At 31.6% G+C, this 17031-nt stretch carries 19 protein-coding genes, 5 tRNA genes and 1 pseudogene; 13 read left to right on the forward strand and 12 right to left on the reverse strand.

The genetic code is table 11. From position 1 onward, the window contains the following. Positions 1 to 164: 164 nt before the first annotated feature. From AJN69_RS09450 to AJN69_RS09490, 9 genes are all read left to right on the forward strand, one after another. Positions 165 to 377, forward strand: a complete 213-nt coding sequence (locus AJN69_RS09450) for a hypothetical protein (protein WP_002862290.1) — start codon at positions 165 to 167, stop codon at positions 375 to 377. A gap of 351 nt (positions 378 to 728) precedes the next feature. After that, positions 729 to 2819: an FTR1 family protein gene (locus AJN69_RS09455; protein WP_070288025.1), complete on the forward strand. Its 2091-nt coding sequence runs from the start codon at positions 729 to 731 to the stop codon at positions 2817 to 2819. Continuing rightward, entirely contained in the window at positions 2816 to 3355 is a 540-nt protein-coding gene (locus AJN69_RS09460) for an iron transporter (protein WP_002778842.1), read from the forward strand. The genes AJN69_RS09455 and AJN69_RS09460 overlap by 4 nt, the downstream gene beginning before the upstream one ends. An 82-nt stretch (positions 3356 to 3437) precedes the next feature. Next, the gene (locus AJN69_RS09465) at positions 3438 to 4841 is read left to right on the forward strand and encodes a Fe-S-containing protein (RefSeq protein ID WP_070252315.1); all 1404 of its coding nucleotides are present in this window, start codon (positions 3438 to 3440) and stop codon (positions 4839 to 4841) included. Then, on the forward strand, positions 4828 to 6120 hold the full coding sequence (locus AJN69_RS09470; RefSeq protein ID WP_083262302.1) for an ABC transporter permease: 1293 nt from the start codon (positions 4828 to 4830) through the stop codon (positions 6118 to 6120). Before AJN69_RS09465 ends, AJN69_RS09470 begins: the two co-directional genes overlap by 14 nt. Beyond that, complete coding sequence (locus AJN69_RS09475) at positions 6110 to 7228, forward strand: FtsX-like permease family protein (RefSeq protein ID WP_070288022.1); 1119 nt, start codon at positions 6110 to 6112, stop codon at positions 7226 to 7228. The genes AJN69_RS09470 and AJN69_RS09475 overlap by 11 nt, the downstream gene beginning before the upstream one ends. Continuing rightward, entirely contained in the window at positions 7225 to 7878 is a 654-nt protein-coding gene (locus tag AJN69_RS09480; protein ID WP_002860103.1) for an ABC transporter ATP-binding protein, read from the forward strand. The genes AJN69_RS09475 and AJN69_RS09480 overlap by 4 nt, the downstream gene beginning before the upstream one ends. Beyond that, positions 7875 to 8363, forward strand: a complete 489-nt coding sequence (locus tag AJN69_RS09485; protein WP_002851267.1) for a TlpA disulfide reductase family protein — start codon at positions 7875 to 7877, stop codon at positions 8361 to 8363. Before AJN69_RS09480 ends, AJN69_RS09485 begins: the two co-directional genes overlap by 4 nt. After that, on the forward strand, positions 8324 to 8827 hold the full coding sequence (locus AJN69_RS09490) for a conjugal transfer protein TraF (RefSeq protein WP_044794077.1): 504 nt from the start codon (positions 8324 to 8326) through the stop codon (positions 8825 to 8827). Before AJN69_RS09485 ends, AJN69_RS09490 begins: the two co-directional genes overlap by 40 nt. A 9-nt stretch (positions 8828 to 8836) precedes the next feature. On the opposite strand, the gene AJN69_RS09495 is transcribed toward AJN69_RS09490, so the two are convergent. From AJN69_RS09495 to recA, 12 genes are all read right to left on the reverse strand, one after another. Then, on the reverse strand, positions 8837 to 9274 hold the full coding sequence (locus AJN69_RS09495) for a DUF411 domain-containing protein (protein ID WP_044778617.1): 438 nt from the start codon (positions 9272 to 9274) through the stop codon (positions 8837 to 8839). Positions 9275 to 9554: 280 nt separating this feature from the next. Continuing rightward, positions 9555 to 9998 carry a hypothetical protein gene (locus AJN69_RS09505; protein WP_070288020.1) on the reverse strand — a complete coding sequence of 148 codons (444 nt, stop codon included), beginning with the start codon at positions 9996 to 9998 and terminating at the stop codon, positions 9555 to 9557. 174 nt (positions 9999 to 10172) lie between these two features. Further along, positions 10173 to 10257, reverse strand: a tRNA-Leu gene (locus tag AJN69_RS09510). 5 nt (positions 10258 to 10262) lie between these two features. After that, a tRNA-Arg gene (locus AJN69_RS09515) sits at positions 10263 to 10339 on the reverse strand. Between the two features lie 14 nt (positions 10340 to 10353). Beyond that, a tRNA-Arg gene (locus AJN69_RS09520) sits at positions 10354 to 10430 on the reverse strand. 4 nt (positions 10431 to 10434) lie between these two features. After that, positions 10435 to 10511 (reverse strand) — tRNA-His (locus tag AJN69_RS09525). Between the two features lie 24 nt (positions 10512 to 10535). Continuing rightward, a tRNA-Pro gene (locus AJN69_RS09530) sits at positions 10536 to 10613 on the reverse strand. Positions 10614 to 10655: 42 nt separating this feature from the next. Then, the gene (locus tag AJN69_RS09535) at positions 10656 to 11504 is read right to left on the reverse strand and encodes a DNA ligase (protein ID WP_044778096.1); all 849 of its coding nucleotides are present in this window, start codon (positions 11502 to 11504) and stop codon (positions 10656 to 10658) included. Then, complete coding sequence (gene cgpA, locus AJN69_RS09540) at positions 11504 to 12166, reverse strand: glycoprotein CgpA (RefSeq protein ID WP_070285883.1); 663 nt, start codon at positions 12164 to 12166, stop codon at positions 11504 to 11506. The genes AJN69_RS09535 and cgpA overlap by 1 nt, the downstream gene beginning before the upstream one ends. Beyond that, positions 12156 to 12359, reverse strand: coding sequence for a hypothetical protein (locus tag AJN69_RS09545; RefSeq protein WP_002839177.1), 204 nt, complete (start codon positions 12357 to 12359; stop codon positions 12156 to 12158). The genes cgpA and AJN69_RS09545 overlap by 11 nt, the downstream gene beginning before the upstream one ends. A 65-nt stretch (positions 12360 to 12424) precedes the next feature. Beyond that, complete coding sequence (gene eno / locus AJN69_RS09550; protein ID WP_002856489.1) at positions 12425 to 13669, reverse strand: phosphopyruvate hydratase; 1245 nt, start codon at positions 13667 to 13669, stop codon at positions 12425 to 12427. After that, positions 13669 to 14700, reverse strand: a complete 1032-nt coding sequence (recA, locus tag AJN69_RS09555) for a recombinase RecA (RefSeq protein ID WP_002862302.1) — start codon at positions 14698 to 14700, stop codon at positions 13669 to 13671. Before recA ends, eno begins: the two co-directional genes overlap by 1 nt. 106 nt (positions 14701 to 14806) lie before the next feature. On the opposite strand from recA, the gene AJN69_RS09560 reads away from it, so the two are divergent. The 4 genes and pseudogenes from AJN69_RS09560 to AJN69_RS10665 all read left to right on the forward strand — a co-directional run. Continuing rightward, positions 14807 to 15667, forward strand: coding sequence for a menaquinone biosynthesis family protein (locus AJN69_RS09560; RefSeq protein ID WP_070285882.1), 861 nt, complete (start codon positions 14807 to 14809; stop codon positions 15665 to 15667). A gap of 11 nt (positions 15668 to 15678) precedes the next feature. After that, positions 15679 to 15948 carry a flagellar biosynthesis protein FliQ gene (gene fliQ / locus AJN69_RS09565; protein ID WP_002851290.1) on the forward strand — a complete coding sequence of 90 codons (270 nt, stop codon included), beginning with the start codon at positions 15679 to 15681 and terminating at the stop codon, positions 15946 to 15948. Beyond that, complete coding sequence (locus AJN69_RS09570; RefSeq protein ID WP_070288019.1) at positions 15945 to 16721, forward strand: UDP-N-acetylmuramate dehydrogenase; 777 nt, start codon at positions 15945 to 15947, stop codon at positions 16719 to 16721. The genes fliQ and AJN69_RS09570 overlap by 4 nt, the downstream gene beginning before the upstream one ends. A 206-nt stretch (positions 16722 to 16927) precedes the next feature. After that, positions 16928 to 17031: pseudogene (locus AJN69_RS10665) on the forward strand (autotransporter); the annotation flags it as partial.

Consider the following 17031-nt stretch of genomic DNA (forward strand, 5'->3'; position numbering starts at 1 on the left):
TGGTACTTTTAAAAGTGAATTAAATGGATAAAAATTTATTTCAATAAATTTAAGTTTTATCTTATTTTATACGATTTATAATATAATCAAAAATTACAACTTAAGAAAAAAATGAAAAAAATATCTTAAGTTTAGTAAACATTGTAAACTAAGAGGTTAATGAAATGATACTGGTAACACCTTGTGGCGTTATGGATACCACAAATTTTGGCAAAAGTGAAGTAAATAGGCAAACTATAGATTTTTCTTTAAAATCTCAAGAAAAAAAAGAGAAAGTAGAAGCTGAAGCTGAGAAAGAAGAAGTAAATAAAGACAATAGCGATTCTACAAACACAGATACCAACAAAAAAGATAAACTTTTGGATATATCTGCTTAGTCTAAAATATACTATAGCTATATCTCCTTAAAGAATACGCAATAAATGATTTTTTGATTTTTATTAAGCTTTTAAAACACTAAAAAATGAAAAATTAAAAATACAAAAACAATATCCCAAAGTGCATAGCTTAGAAGAAAGCCTTGCGATACTTAAAAACAACCCATATTAAATCACAAAAATAAGATATATTTAAAAATTTATTAAAATATATCTTAAATATAATTAATAAAAAATATTATCGATACAAAAGCTTATTTTTTAGTTCTATTTAAGATTTTTAATATTATACTAGCCATTATTTATTTTGATAATAAATATTATTTTTATCAAAAACCAAGGGTAATGATAATGAAAATTTTTAAAATTATATTTTTAATTATAAGTATTTTTTTATCAAGCTCAGCTTTTGCTAGAGTAGATGATTATATTAATGAAGCAAATCTTATCAAAGATATGCTAAAACAAAGCATAGAAACTTACAAAAAGGGTGATAATCTAGGTGCTAAAAAGCTTAGCGAAGATGCGTATTTTCAACATTTTGAAAATATGGAAGGCCCTATAGGAAGAAACATAGGAAGAAAAGCCATCACCATGGAGCGTAAATTTGTAAATTTGCGTCGCATGTATAAAGATGAAGCTCCTTTAACACAAATTAATGCTTTAATTGATAGTCTTTATTATGATCTTGATGAAGTAGCCCCAATCTTACAAAATGGATATCGTTTAAAAGCAGAAGCAAGCGATACAAACTATGATAAGGCTAAAGCTGAAAAATCAAGCCTAGAAGCCAATGCCAAACGCGAAGCTGATGCAGAAGCTTTAATCGCACAAATGATGGGCGTGGATAAAAAAGATTTAGCACAAAGCTCTTTAACCACCCAAGTTCCTACACCTACAAACAACGATGCGAGCAAACTTACAGATGATAATGCAAGCGCTGATTTACAAGCTGCTGCTGCAATGGACGCAAGATTGCAATTTATACTAGATAATATCTCTACCAAATTTTCACAGGCAGCTAATGCTTTTAAAGAAAAAAACTACCAAGCTAGTAAAGATTTTTTAAATGATGCCTTATTTAGTGATTATCGCAATACCAAAGTAGAAATTTTAGTAAATAAATTTACCAAAGCAGGAAACGATCAAAAAATTCAACAAGCCATACGCACCCTTATACGCCAAATCAACGATACAAAAATAGATGAAAAAGGCTTAAGAGATGGCTTAGATAACATAGAAGAACAAATTTTTGATGTTTTCTTGCAAATTCCAAATTCAGAACTTTCAAGTTTGCAAATTTCAGGCTTTAATGATGAAACAAAAGGCAAAGATTATGCCAAAGTTTCTAATGATATCAAACTTGCTTTAGATGGAATTTTAAAAAATTATGATGGCTTTAGTGCTTCTATAGTAGATGATTTACAAGGAATTTATCTAGATATTTTTGAAGCAAGCGGTATGGAAAATAAAATCGGTGCTGTAGATAGCGGCTTAAAACTTAAAATAGAAAGTTTATTTTCCAAAGGTGTGGCACTGATTAAAGCAAGCGCAGATAAAAAAGAGCTTGAAGCCACTTTTAATGACTTAGAACAACTCATAGCAAGCAGCGTGGACAAAATTCAAGATTCTACTCCTTATTCGCTATTTATATGGGCTTTAGGCATTATTATCCGTGAAGGATTGGAAGCTTTGATTATCGTTGTAGCCATTGTTTCTTATCTTGTGCAAAGTGGTAATAAAAATCGCCTAAATATCGCCTATAGTGCTCTTTTTACAGGAGTGATTTTAAGTTTTGTTACCGCTTTTGGAGTTTCTTGGCTGTTTAAAGAAAACGCAGGACAAAGTAGAGAGCTTATAGAGGGTATTACCATGCTTATAGCCGTATTGCTACTCTTTTATGTGGGCTTTTGGCTGCTTTCAAACGCACAAAATAAAAAATGGACAAGCTTTATCAAACAAGGTGCTATAGATGCTATATCAAATAATAGCGCAAAAACCCTTTGGATCACCGTATTTTTAGCTGTTTATAGAGAAGGTGCAGAAACTGTGCTTTTTTATCAAGCCTTGCTTTTTGATGCTAAAACAAGCACTGATTTTAGTGCTGTTTTTGGCGGGCTTGGACTTGGAATTTTAATACTTATTGTTTTATATTTTCTTTTAAAAGCAGGAGCCATTCGCATACCTGTAAAACAATTTTTCTATATCACTTCTTACATTATTTTTTACATGGTTTTTGTTTTTACAGGCAAAGGCATAGCTGAACTCATAGAAGGAAAAGTCATTATTCCTAGTCTTATACCTATGAATTTTGAACCGATTTTATGGCTTGGAGTTTATCCTTACTATGAGACTTTAATCCCTCAATTTATAGTTTTGATCATGCTAATTATTGGCATTTTAATAACAAAACAAATTTCAAAAAAAGGAGTAAAATCATGATAAAAAAAGTTTTATCAGTAGTTGCTGCAGCTGCGGTTATTAGCACAAATTTATTTGCAGGCGAAGTGCCAATCGGTGATCCAAAAGAACTTAATGGTATGGAAATAGCCGCTGTTTATTTACAACCCATTGAAATGGAGCCAAGAGGTATTGATTTAGCTGCATCTTTAGCAGATATTCACCTAGAAGCTGACATTCACGCACTTAAAAACAATCCAAATGGTTTTCCAGAAGGTTTTTGGATGCCTTATTTAACCATAGCCTATGAACTTAAAAATACCGATACAGGTGCGATTAAACGTGGAACTTTGATGCCTATGGTGGCTGATGATGGTCCTCACTATGGTGCAAATATCGCTATGGAAAAAGATAAAAAAGGTGGCTTTGGCGTAGGAAATTATGAACTTACTTTTTATATCTCAAATCCAGAAAAACAAGGTTTTGGACGCCATGTTGATGAAGAAACAGGCGTGGGTAAGTGGTTTGAACCTTTTAAAGTAGATTATAAATTCAAATACACAGGCACGCCAAAATGATTTTACGCTCGGATTTTCCGAGTGTTTAAATATTTTTATTTTTATTTGAAAAATTAAAATAACAATGTTTAAAGAGTAAATTATGAGTATATATTTTGTGCATTTTCTTATCAGTGTTTTACCGCTAAGTATTTTAATGGCCTTTATCACTCCTGATAAAAAATATATTTTTAAAAGTTTTTTAGTAGTCTTTTTGGGCTTTTTATTTGGATATTTTGCTTTTTTTATCGCAGCACAATTTTTAAAAACTGAAAATTTAATCTTTAATTTTGATTTTGTTTTTATAGGTTTATTGCTAGTAAGCTTTATATTTTATTTTTGGAAAAAAATTGAAATTTTAAATTTTATTTTATTGGGAATTTTAAGTTTTTGCACCGCTTTGCATTATTATTTTTTAAGTCAAGATTTCCCTATTTTTACTAGCTCTTTAATCGATAGCGAAGGTATAAGTTCTTTAGGTTTTATTGCTTTAGCCTTGCTTGTTTGTATTTTGATTTTCTTCTTTTTAAAATGGCAAAAAAATTTTAATCAAAAAACAAGCTTTATGCTGTTTTTACTGCTTATCCTTATAGAAAGCGATAAAGCTCTAGCCAATATCTTGCTTACTTTAATGCGAAATTCCATCATAGAAACTCATACTTTTTTAGTAAGTTTTGTAGGAAAAAGTAATTATTTTGGTGTTTTTGGAATTTATGTTTATTTAATTTTCATCGCTTTTTTAGCATTCTTAAGCTTAAAAATTCGCAAAAAAAATATAAGCAAAAAACAAATTTTAGATATAAATTATCGCAAAAACGAAGCTAAAACAAGTCTTATTAATCGCTATTTTTCCAGTGTTTTTATCTCCTGTGTTATAAGTTTTTGCATTATTTTATACTTTTTTATGGTAAGCTCTAAGCCTTTAACCATAGATGAGCCTAAAGAAATTTTACCCGATAAGAATGGCAAATTTATCTTTGATATAGCTCTTTTAAGGGACAACAAACTCCACCGCTTTGCTTATATCAGCGCTGAAGGCAAAGTGATAAGGTTTTTTCTTATCAACAAAAGAGAAGATAGGGATTCTCCTGTAGCTGTTTTTGATGCTTGTATGATTTGTGGAGATATGGGCTATATCAAAAAAGATGGACAACTCATTTGCATTTCTTGCAATGTGCGTATTTTCTTGCCTAGTGTAGGCAAAAGCGGGGGTTGCAATCCTATCCCACTCAAATACGAATACGATGGTAAAAAAATTACCATAGATGTTAAAGATGTAATAGCAGGATCTAATTATTTTAGTCAAATCAAAGAAATTGAAGTGCAAGATCCTGTATCAAAAACAAAGGTTATAAACACCCAAGCTCCTTTTTCTTATAGCTATAAAGGGATTACTTATTATTTTTCAAATCAAAACAACTATGAAGAATTTAAAAAAGATCCTACAAAATATGTAGAAGAAAACGAAGCGAAATTTTTAATCCAAAGGAGAAATGATGTTGGCTAAAATGATTTTTAACTCTATATTTAAAAACAAAATTCAAAAATTTTTAGCCTTTCTTACTTGTTTTTTAGCCACGCTTTTACTCTCTACTATGCTAAATATTACCCTAAGTATAGGCGATGAAGTAACCAAACAACTCAAAAGCTATGGCTCTAATATCCTTGTTTTACCCAAAGGCTCAAGTCTTAGTATAGAAATAGGTAATGAACTTTATGAACCCTTAAAAAACAAAAACTACCTAGAAGAAAAAAATTTATATATGATTAAAGACATTTATTGGCGTAACAACATCACCGCACTTGCTCCTTTTTTAGAAGGTAAAATCACCATTGAAAACTCCCAGCAAAAAGCACTTATTTATGGCACTTATTTTCAAAAAGCCATAAAAATTAAAGATGATGATGATTTTATCACAGGTATAAAAAGTCTTTATCCTTATTTAGCAGTGCAAGGAGAATGGGCAAAAGATGATAGCAATGAAATCATGTTAGGCGAAGACTTTGCTAAAAACAATAAACTAAAATTAGGAGATACTATCAAACTCATAGGAGAAAACAATCAAAGCAAAGAAGTAAAAATCGCAGGCATTTTACTTCATGCCAATCCTAAAATGTCAAATAAAATCATCGCTCCTTTAAATTTAGCTCAAGATTTACTCAACAAACAAGGGCTTTACTCAAGTGCAGAAGTAAGAGCTTTTACCATACCTGAATCAGCCCTTTCTGAAAAAGTACGTCGCATGGGAGAAGAAAAATTAGATCAGTTAGAATATGACAAATGGTATTGCTCAGCCTATGTAGGCTCAATCGCTAGTCAAATTAGCGATGGCTTACCAGGTGCTGATGCAAAAGCTCTAAATGCTATAAGCGATGCTCAAAGCTTGGTGGTTAAAAAGATCCAATCCTTAATGGGCATTACTTGCATTATTTGTCTTATTGTTGCAAGTATTGCGATTTCAAGCCTGATGAGCTCTGAAATTCATCGTAGAAAAAAAGAAATAGGACTTTTAAAAGTACTTGGTGCTAATACTTTTCAAATTTATCTCATCTTTGCTAGTGAAAATTTAATCGTAGCTTTATTTGCCGCTTTCTTTGGCTTTATTTTTGGCACAGCCCTTTCTCAAATCATCAGCCTTAGCATTTTTGGATATTTTATTGATATAGCCTTTGTAGCTTTACCTTTAAGCTTTATTTTTGCAGGACTTATTGCCTTACTAGGTTGCTTGCTTCCTATAAAAAATATCACACAACTTTCAGCTGCAGGAGTGCTTTATGGTAGATAAGTTTTTCCTTAATGAGCTTTTTAAAAGCATTAGCTTTTCTTATCAAAGACTTTTTATAATAGTTTTAAGTGTTTTTATAGGAGCACTTACTTGCTCAGCTTTTTTAAATATTTATTTTGATATTGACACCAAACTTTCTAAAGAATTAAAAGCCTATGGAGCAAATGTAATGATAAGCCCTAAACAGGATGAAAATTTTATCTCCAATGCTGAGTATGAAAAAATAAAAGAAAATTTAAAGGCTAGAGCTTTAACTCCTTTTTTGTATGATTTTTTAAATTTAGGCAGTACAAGCGGGGTAGTTTTAGGCACTGATTTTAGGGCTTTAAAAATCACTAAACCTTTCTTAGAAGTTAAAGAAGGAAGCTTTTCTCTAAATGATTTTGATGAAAATTCAGCCTTTTTAGGAGTTAATTTAGCCAAGCAACTAGGCCTAAAAGCAGGCAATGAACTTCAAATTTACAATCCAAACAATGGAAAAAGCACAAAACTTACCATAAAAGGCATACTTTCAAGCAATGATGAATTTGATAGCATTGTTTTAGCTCCTTTAAGCGTGGTGCAAAATTTAAGCGATAAAACCGGTATTAACTATGCTAATGCTGTAGTTTATGGAAATTTTGATGAAGTTAAAGCCAAAACACAAGCAATCAGCAATGAATTCATCGATGCAAAACCTATATCTTCAGTATCCTTAAGCGAAGGTTTAGTACTTGGAAAAATCAAAGCTTTAATGTTTTTAATCATACTTGTAGTATTGATCATAGTCACTACTAGCGTTAATACGACCTTAAGTTCTATTATATTTTCTCGCAAAAAAGAAATCGCACTGCGTTTAGCCTTGGGTGCAAAAAAAAGTGAAATTTTTAAACTTTTTGCTAGTGAATGCTTTATAGTAAGTTTTTTTGCTAGTTTAATCGGAGCTTTTTGTGGGATATTTTTAGCCAATGTCTTTGGTTATTTGATTTTTAATTCTAGTATTGATTTTAGATTTATAGCTGTTTTTATAGCCTTAATCATTTCTTTGATTTTTGCCTTTTTGGCTGCATTTTTTCCTATAAAAAGAGCATTAAAAATCAATGTGTGTGAAAATTTGAAAGGTGAATGATGAAAAAAGAACTTATTAAAATAAACAATTTAAATAAAGAATTTGGCAAAGTTAAAGCCTTAAACAATATCAACTTAAGCGTCTATGAAGGAGAATGGCTTGCCATCATGGGTCCATCAGGAAGTGGAAAATCAACGCTTTTAAACATACTATCACTCATGGATACTCCAAGCTCTGGAGAGTATATCTTAGACAATGAAAACCTAGAGCAAATGGATGAGGAGCAAAAAATCACCTTGCGTCGTGAAAAAATAGGACTTGTCTTTCAACAATTTCATCTTATCCCCTATCTTAACGCCTTAGAAAATGTTATGCTCTCTCAGTATTATCACTCAAGCGTAGATGAAGAAGATGCTAAAATGGTTCTTGAAAAAGTAGGACTTTCACATAGACTCACTCATTTACCTAGCCAATTAAGTGGCGGAGAACAACAAAGAGTTTGTATAGCAAGAGCTTTGATCAACAACCCAGAGCTTTTACTCGCAGATGAACCCACAGGAAATTTAGATGAAGCCAATGAACAAATCGTTCTTCAAACCTTGCAAAAATTAAAAAATGAAGGCAAAACCATAGTTTTAATCACACACAATCCTGATTTAGCCAAATTCGCAGATCGAACCCTTATCTTACAACATGGGGTGTTAAAATGAAAAAAAGCCTTTTAATCTTAAGCATTTTGTTCTTGCTCAATGCTTGTTCTTTTGAAAATTCAAAAGATACTGGAAAAGTTGGAGAAAAAAGCGCTGAAATTTCAGCTAAAGATACTTTAGGAAAAGCTGTAAAACTTGCTGATGATAATACAAGTTTAAAAGTCTTAGTCTTTTTTCAAAATGGCTGCCCTTCTTGCTTAAAAGAGCTCCCTTCTTTAGATGAATTCATACAAAATCACCCCAATAAAATCAGTGTTTATGCTATAAATTCCATCGATAATGCCAATGTGGTTAAGGTTTTAGCCGAACAATTTGACTTTAAAAATGTAAAAGTTTTAAAAGACGATCTTAAAATCACCAATGATCGTTATGCTGTGTTTGCAACCCCTACTACCATCATCATTAAAGATGGGATGATAAAAGATAGAATTTTAGGAGAAAAACCATGGGAATTTTTCGAATCCAAGCTTATTTCTTTGCTTTAATCATAGCTTTATTTTTTGTAGCTTGTGATAGTGGAGAAAATTTTAAAGCTTTAAATAACGATAAAACCTATAATTTTGCCTACAATGGTTTTGAAAAAAGCCTAAAACTAAATGATAAAGCACAAAATTTTGCCTTAGTATTTTTCACAAAAGATTGTGGAGTTTGTAAAGAACAAATTCCTATTTTACAGAATTTGGCTAAAAATTATGATTTTAATATCTTTGTGGTTTTAGGCGATGCAAACGATGCAAACGATGCAAAAGCTTGGGCTGATGAAAAAGGTTTATCTAATTTAGCAATGTTTTATGAAAAAAGAGCAGCTAAATACCTTTCAAGTGCCATTGGGGAAATATATGGAGTACCTGTGCTTAGTTTTTTCAAAGAAGGAAAAATGGATGAAAAATTCATAGGCTTAACTCCTTATAGCATACTTGAAAAAGAAATCAAAAAAGTAAAAAGCTAAAAATTTACTTTAAAGCTTTTTATCCCCTATAAAATATCCATAAAGCTCATAGCTTCCATCTTTTTTCATCAAAATTACAGGATATTTTTCACTATAACCTTGTTCCATTCCTGGGCTTCCTTGCGGCATGCCAGGAGCTGAAATTCCTATAACATCTTTAGGTTTGTTTTCAAGCAACCAGCTTACAGCACTTTCAGGAACATGCCCTTCAATAGCATAGCCTTCGATCACACCTGTATGGCAACTTTGATACTCATCTTTTATACCCATTTTTTCTTTGATTTTAAGAAAATCATTGGTTTTATGAACACTAACCTCATAACCCTTAGCTTTCATATAATCAGCCCAAAGATCACAACAGCCACAAGTAGGACTTTCATAAACTTGTATTTCCTTAGCCTGCGTAAGAGTAAGTAAAAAAAGAATGGTTAAAATTGTTTTTTTCATAATCGCTATCCTAAGTAAAAAATATATAATAATACTTTTATAAAGTTAATACCATCACATTTTTAACACTAAAAATGAATTTACAAAAATTTAATCAAAAAAAGATTTTTAATGAGTGCTGATTTTGTCTTTACAGCAAAGATATAAAAGATAAAACGATTTTAAAAAACTAGAAATTTTTAACTTAAAAAGCTTAAAATTTAGATATATTTTATACTATGTTGTTTATAGTCAAAACCTTTATGGTGTGAAAGCTCTAAAATAATAGAGCTTTCAAGTATTATTTGAAATTATAGAACTTATCAGCAGCGCCACCATCACAAGAAACCTTATCGTTTGATTTTGTATATTTATCCCCTTTAACACATTCAATATTCCATTCAGCAGCCCAATTTGTTTTTCTATCTACAACTAAGAATTCATTATAATAAATAATCTTTCCTTTTGCTATCCTTTGTTTCATTACTTTAAAAACACCCCTTTGAATAACATTATAGTGTTCTGGATCATCTTTCTTGATACTTTCTATAGCGTAAATCTCTAAGTTATCAGTGTTAAATTGATTTTTCATTTCTTCTTTAGCATCTTCTAAAGCTATTTTTGCATAGGCATCATCTCCTCCTGATACTTTAACTAAATTAGAATCATGTATAGTGATAACCCCTGCAAATGCTGACACATTTAAAGCAACTAAAGCTGCTAAAGCTAAACCTAATTTTTTCATTTTATCTCCTTGAATTGAATTTTGTATATTTTAATTATTTTTCAAATCTTTTGCAAGATAATTTTTAAATTTATCTAAATTAAATTTGTATTTTATCTAGTAATCATAAGAAATTTTAAAATGAAATAAAAATTTATGAGAAATCAACTCTTGCTTGAAAATGATAAAAGTAAGTGGTGCGGATGAAAGGACTTGAACCTTCACGCATTGCTGCACCAGATCCTAAGTCTGGCGTGTCTGCCAATTTCACCACATCCGCTAAAGTGGTACGCCCAAGAGGATTCGAACCTCTGACCTACGGCTTAGAAGGCCGTTGCTCTATCCAGCTGAGCTATGAACGCATATAAAATCTTGGTGGTGCGCCCGATAGGAATCGAACCCATAACCTACAGATCCGAAGTCTGTTGCTCTATCCAGTTGAGCTACGAGCGCTTAGTGGGGTGAGTGATGGGAATTGAACCCACGACCCTCAGGACCACAATCTGATGCTCTAACCGACTGAGCTACACTCACCATTTTGTATAAATTTATAAAAAATGGTCGGGGTGAAAGGATTCGAACCTTCGGCCCCTTGGTCCCAAACCAAGTGCGCTAACCAGACTGCGCTACACCCCGAATAAATAAAAGGAAATATTTTATCACAAAATAATTTTAAAGTCAAGGATTTTCATCTCTTATTCTTAAAAAAACCGGAAAGCGAGGTAAGGAATTTTTGGTCAATCCATTAAATTTATAAGTCACAATACTACCAATTTTTGGAGGATTTTTTCTATCTTCATCTTTTAAACCACTGCCTATTTTAATGATTTGTCCATTAGGCATTTTACAAAGTAAGGCACCTACTTGATTTTCAAATTTACCCTTACCCTTGCGAAATCCTACCAACTCACATTCTGCATCATCATAGGGTTTTAATTTCATAGCATTTTTACTTCTGCCTTTTTCATAAGGACTTAAATTTTTGCGTATGACAATACCTTCACCTTGATTTTTTATAATGCTTTCGTAAAATTGATTTAAATTATTTTGATTTTCAACTGGAATTTGAGGAATAATTTTTATATAGGCACTAGGATATTTTTGCAAATACTCTTCTAAAACAGCCAAACGATTTTTAAGAGTGCAAGTAGAAATTTGAAATTCTTCACAAGCATTTGGTACATCAAAAATATTATAAGTTACTTCCTTCCATAAGGTCAAATTGCTATCTCCACTACGAATTAAAGCTGAAATTTCATCAAATTTATTTCTTGCTATCCAAAGCTCACCATCAACAGCAAAAGGAGGGAAATTTTTTGTAAAAAAGTCAGGAGTTTTTATTTGGTAATTTTGGCGAGTTTTTAGATATTTCCCATCCCAAATTCCACGCACTCCATCAAGTTTTTCGCTCATCAAATAAGCATTAAAATCTTTAGAGTTAAAATCTTGCTTATCGAATTTGCTAAGAAGTAAAATTTCATTAGCAAAAACTAAACAAGCACAACATATTAAAAAAATAAATCTCATTAAAGCAGATTAATCATATATCCAGTTGCATCTTTTTGAATATTATAATTATAAGTTCCATCAAGATATATTACAAGTCGATAATATCCTTTGTGAGATCCAAAGTCTATGCGTTTAAAAATAGAATTGCTAAGGCGTATATTTTTTGTAGGGCTAATCAAATCAGATCTAAAATCTATAACGATTTTGCTTGGATTTCCTACTGAAAAATCTGTGATCATTTCATCACTAGTGTTAAGTTTTATTTTGTTTTTATAAACCGCGTAAGAAATAAAATCATAAATCTTTGCAACCTGTAAAGGTATTTCAACATTGGCTGTTGAGTTTGATTCTTGTTTAGAGCTATTTTTTTCAGGTATAGTAACTGAAACATCAAGTACTTTTGAAGGATCAGGGCTTTTAAATCTTGATATAGTATAAGTATCGTGCCAATCAATACTTTTATTAACATCTAAATCAATCTTATCTTCACTTCCGTCTAAATTGATATAATTAAAAGTGATGCTTTTTAAAATTCTTGCACTAGAATTAAATTTAACTTCCTCTTTTTGAAATTCAGGTGGAGCAACCAAGGTTATATTTTGATCTGCCTTGAAAGGATTTTCATCAGAATATAAAAGAGAGGTAAAAATAAAAAATATTGCTAAAATTCTAGTTTTCATTTGGGTATAATCCTTTTAATTCAAAATAATCTTTTTGTGCTTTAGCGTTTTGTTCTTTAAGTAAAATAATCTTTTTATTAAGCTCTTCTTTGGTATTTTCTAAGCTTAATAAAGTGTCTAAAGAATACTGCCCAAAAAACATATTGCCAAAATAAATCGCTCCAATTACAACAAGAAAAGCCCAAAAAATCATTTTTATAACATGGGTATAAAAACTTTTTTTTCTTGTGCTTTCGTCGTATTCTTTAAGTAAATCGCTCAGAGCTTTTCTCCTAAGTATTCATCGCTTTCAAGTTCAATTTCAAGTAAGCGATTATATTTTGCGGTTCTTTCACCTCTTGCTAGGGCTCCTGTTTTGATTTGTCCTGTATTTAAAGCTACAGCAAAATCTGCTATAAAAGCATCTTCACTTTCGCCACTTCTATGACTCATCACACATTTATAGTTATTTCTTTGCGCTAAACGCACAGTTCTCATAGTTTGGGTAATAGTTCCGATTTGATTTGGTTTGATAAGTACAGCATTTGCCATTTTTTTGATGATACCTTCTCTTAAAATATCTTCATTAGTTACAAACAAATCATCGCCTACAAGCTGAATTTTATTGCCTAATTTTTCAGTCAGCTTGATCCAGCCTTCAAAGTCATTTTCAGCTAAACCATCTTCGATACTGCAAATTGGATATTTTGCACAAAGTTCTACATAGCGTTCGATCAAATCCTCGCTTGAAAAAGCCTTGCCTTCCATGTGGTATTTACCATCTTTGAAAAATTCTGTACTTGCTACATCAAGAGCAATTTTTACACGATTTTCATAACCTGCTTTTTTGATACAAGTCATTAAAAGATCAATAGGTTCTGTGTTATTAGCTAAATTTGGAGCAAAACCGCCTTCATCACCTAAAGCTGTAGAATGTCCAGAATTTGCGAGTTCTTTTTTTAATATCGCATAAATTTCACAAACTGAACGCAAAGCTTCTTTAAAACTAGTAAAACCGAAAGGCATGATCATAAATTCTTGAAAATCTACATTGTTGTTTGCATGAGCACCGCCATTTATGATATTACACATTGGTACAGGTAAAATGCTCGCATTTGCACCACCTAAGTAGCGATACAAAGGCATTCCCAAAGCAGCCGCAGCCGCACGAGCTGTTGCCATAGATACGCCTAAAGTCGCATTTGCACCTAAATTTGAGTAATTATTTGTTCCATCAAGCTCACGCAAAGTATCATCAAGTTGAGTTTGATTAAAAGCATCTAGCCCTAAAATTTCATCTGCAATGGTTTCATTGACATTTGCAACAGCTTTTAAAACGCCTTTTCCGCCAAATCTTTCATCATTATCACGCAATTCTAAGGCCTCTTTTGAACCTGTACTTGCACCACTTGGAACTATGGCCGCACCTACACTTCCATCGCTTAGCGTAACTTCAGCTTTTACGGTTGGATTTCCTCTGCTATCAAGAACTTCATAGGCTCTAACATCTTCAATTACTAACATTATTCTTCTCCTTCGTCATCTTCGCTACCGCTGAACATACCTTCTATTCCCATAGAATTTTGAATCGCTTTTGTGATTTCATCTGCAATTTCAGGGTTTTCTTTTAAGAAAGCTTTTGAGTTTTCTCTACCTTGTCCAAGTTTTTTATCTTTATAAGAGAACCACGCACCACTTTTATCTACGATATCAAGTTTTACACCGTAATCAATCAACTCACCTTCACGGCTTAAACCCTCTCCAAACATCACATCAAATTCGGCTTGTCTGAATGGAGGAGCAACTTTATTTTTAACTACTTTTACTTTAACGCGGTTTCCTATAGGTTCTTCGTTTTGTTTTAAGGTTGCTACTTTTCTAACATCTAAACGCACAGAAGCATAAAATTTTAACGCATTTCCACCTGTTGTGGTTTCAGGAGTACCATAACCCATAGCACCGATTTTCATACGAATTTGGTTGATGAAAATTACCGTGGTATTCATTTTATGAACTATACCTGTAAGTTTTCTTAGAGCTTGAGACATAAGTCTTGCTTGAAGTCCTACATGTTGATCTCCCATATCGCCTTCAATTTCTGCTTTTGGGGTAAGTGCTGCAACGCTATCTACTACGATAAGATCTACTGCACCACTTCTTGCTATAGTTTCTACAATTTCTAAAGCTTGCTCTCCAAAATCAGGTTGAGAAACATATAAATCATCTGTATTTACACCTAAATTTTTAGCATATTTTACATCAAGCGCATGTTCTGCATCGATAAAAGCACAAACTCCACCTGCTTTTTGGCATTCTGCGATAATGTGTAAAGTTAGAGTGGTTTTACCTGAACTTTCAGGCCCATAAATTTCTATGATTCTTCCTTTTGGAACACCGCCTATACCTAAAGCAAGATCAAGCCCAACTGAACCTGTGCCTATGCTATCGATTTGCTCGACTTCTTTATCCCCTAGTCTTAAGATAGTGCCTTTTCCAAAGGTTTTATCTAAACTTTTTAGGGCAGCATCTAGGGATTTTCTTTTATTATCATCCATAACTTTCCTTAAAAATTCTAAATTTTTAGTTAGAATTCTAACAAAATAAAATTAAATAATGGTTTATTTTGCTAGAATTAAAGCAAAGATTTACAAGGAAGCATAGATGAAAAAAATTACTATTGCACATTCTCCTGATGCTGATGATATTTTTATGTATATGGCTATTAAATTTGGGTGGATGGGGAATGATTTTGCTTATGAAAATACAGCTTTAGATATACAAACTTTAAATGAATTTGCCTTGAAAAATGAATTTGATGCTACAGCTATTTCTTTTGGGCTTTATCCTTTAATCGCTTCTGAGTACGCGCTTTTACGCACAGCAGTGAGTTTTGGCGAAGGTTATGGGCCAAAACTCATCAAGAAAAAAGATACGCATTTAAAAAGAAATTTTAAAGTCGCTTTGAGTGGAGCAAATACCACCAATGCTTTGATTTTTCGTATGAAATATCCTGAAGCTAGAATTATTTATAAGAATTTTTTAGACATTGAAAATGCAGTTTTAAGTGGTGAAGCAGATGCAGGAGTTTTGATCCATGAAAGCATTTTAGAATTTGATCAAAGTCTTTGCGTGGAAGCAGAACTTTGGGATATATGGCTTGAATTTGCTAAAGAAAATTTACCTTTGCCTTTAGGTGGAATGGCTTTGCGTCGCTCTTTGCCTTTAAGCGATGCGATTAAGATCGAAAAGGATTTAACCAATGCTGTAAAAATCGCCGATGCAAATCGTAAAATTTTAGCCCCTATGCTTATGGAAAGAAAACTTATCCGTGTTGATGAAGAAAAACTGGATACTTATCTTAATCTATATGCCAATAAAAACTCCATTAGCATGAATCAAACTCAACTTTTAGCTGTAGATACGCTTTTTAAACTAGGATATGATTATAAATTTTATGATAAAATCATACATGTAAATGATTATCTTATCCCTAGCGAATACGAAGAAGCTAGAAATTCTTAAAAAGGATAAAAATGGATGAAAGTACCTTAGTTGCTCTTGGAGTGCAAACCTTTAAAATCACACTTTTACTTTCCTTGCCTATGCTTTTAGCAGGGCTTATTGCAGGGCTTGTAATCAGTATTTTTCAAGCAACTACACAGATTAACGAAATGACACTTTCTTTTGTTCCTAAAATCATCCTGGTTGTAGTTATTTTAATCTTTTTAATGCCTTGGATGACTACAACTATGATTGACTTTACCGAAAACATACTAAATCAAATTCCAACTTTTATCAAATGATCATTGATTTTAAAAAATACTCTTCTGTGCGTATAGGAAATGAATTTGAAGTTTTAGTTTTGGATCAAATTTGTGATTTTGATGGTTTTTTAATAGGCGGCGCAAATAACCTTTTAGTCAGCCCTAAACCTAAAAATATAGGAATTTTAGGAGATAGTTTTGATTTTATACAAATTTTAGATCAAAATAAAGATTTCACCCATCTTCGCATAGGCTGCAAAACAAAATCAAGCAAAATATATCGCTTTGCCAAAGAAAATAATCTTAAGGGTTTTGAGTATTTAAGCAAAATTCCTGGTACACTTGGCGGGCTTTTGAAAATGAATGCAGGACTTAAAGGAGAGTGTATTAGTCAAAATTTAATCAAAATTGCTACTTTTCAAGGCGAAATTTTAAGAGAAAATATAAATTTTGATTATCGTTTTTGTCCTTTAAATATGCCTTTTTTTTGGGCTGAATTTAAACTAAACTTTGGCTTTGATACCCTTAAAGATAAAGCTTTAAAAAATGCAAGGAACAACCAACCTAGTGGAGCAAGCTTTGGCTCTATCTTTAAAAATCCAAAAAACGACTTTGCAGGACGTTTAATCGAAGCTGTAGGACTTAAAGGATTTAGCAAAGGAGATGCTATGTTAAGCGATAAACACGCAAATTTTTTAATCAATAAAAAAAATGCAAGTTTTGAAGATGCGTTTTTTCTTATCAAATTAGCCAGAAAAAAAGTCTTTGAAGAATTTGGCATAAACTTAGAAAATGAAGTGATTATAATCTAAACACAGAAAACAATAAAAGTCTAAAAAATTTACTCTTAATCTAACTTTAAATAAAACATAAATTCAAACCATATAGTTTTATTATAATAAGTATTTAATAATATTTTAAGTATAACTATTTTAATATTCTGTCGTTTTATTTTGTATTTTATATTATTTTTAAAAAATATAATATATAGAACAAATTATAAAGGGAGGAAATTCTTATGAAAAATATCACATTAACTAAAACACCTATAGGAGAGGGTAAAGAACCCTGTTTAAATTCTAAAAAGATAGTTTTATCTTTAGCTACTATTTCTTTCTTAGC

Source organism: Campylobacter sp. BCW_4338 (assembly GCF_001763255.1).
Lineage (GTDB): Bacteria > Campylobacterota > Campylobacteria > Campylobacterales > Campylobacteraceae > Campylobacter_D > Campylobacter_D jejuni.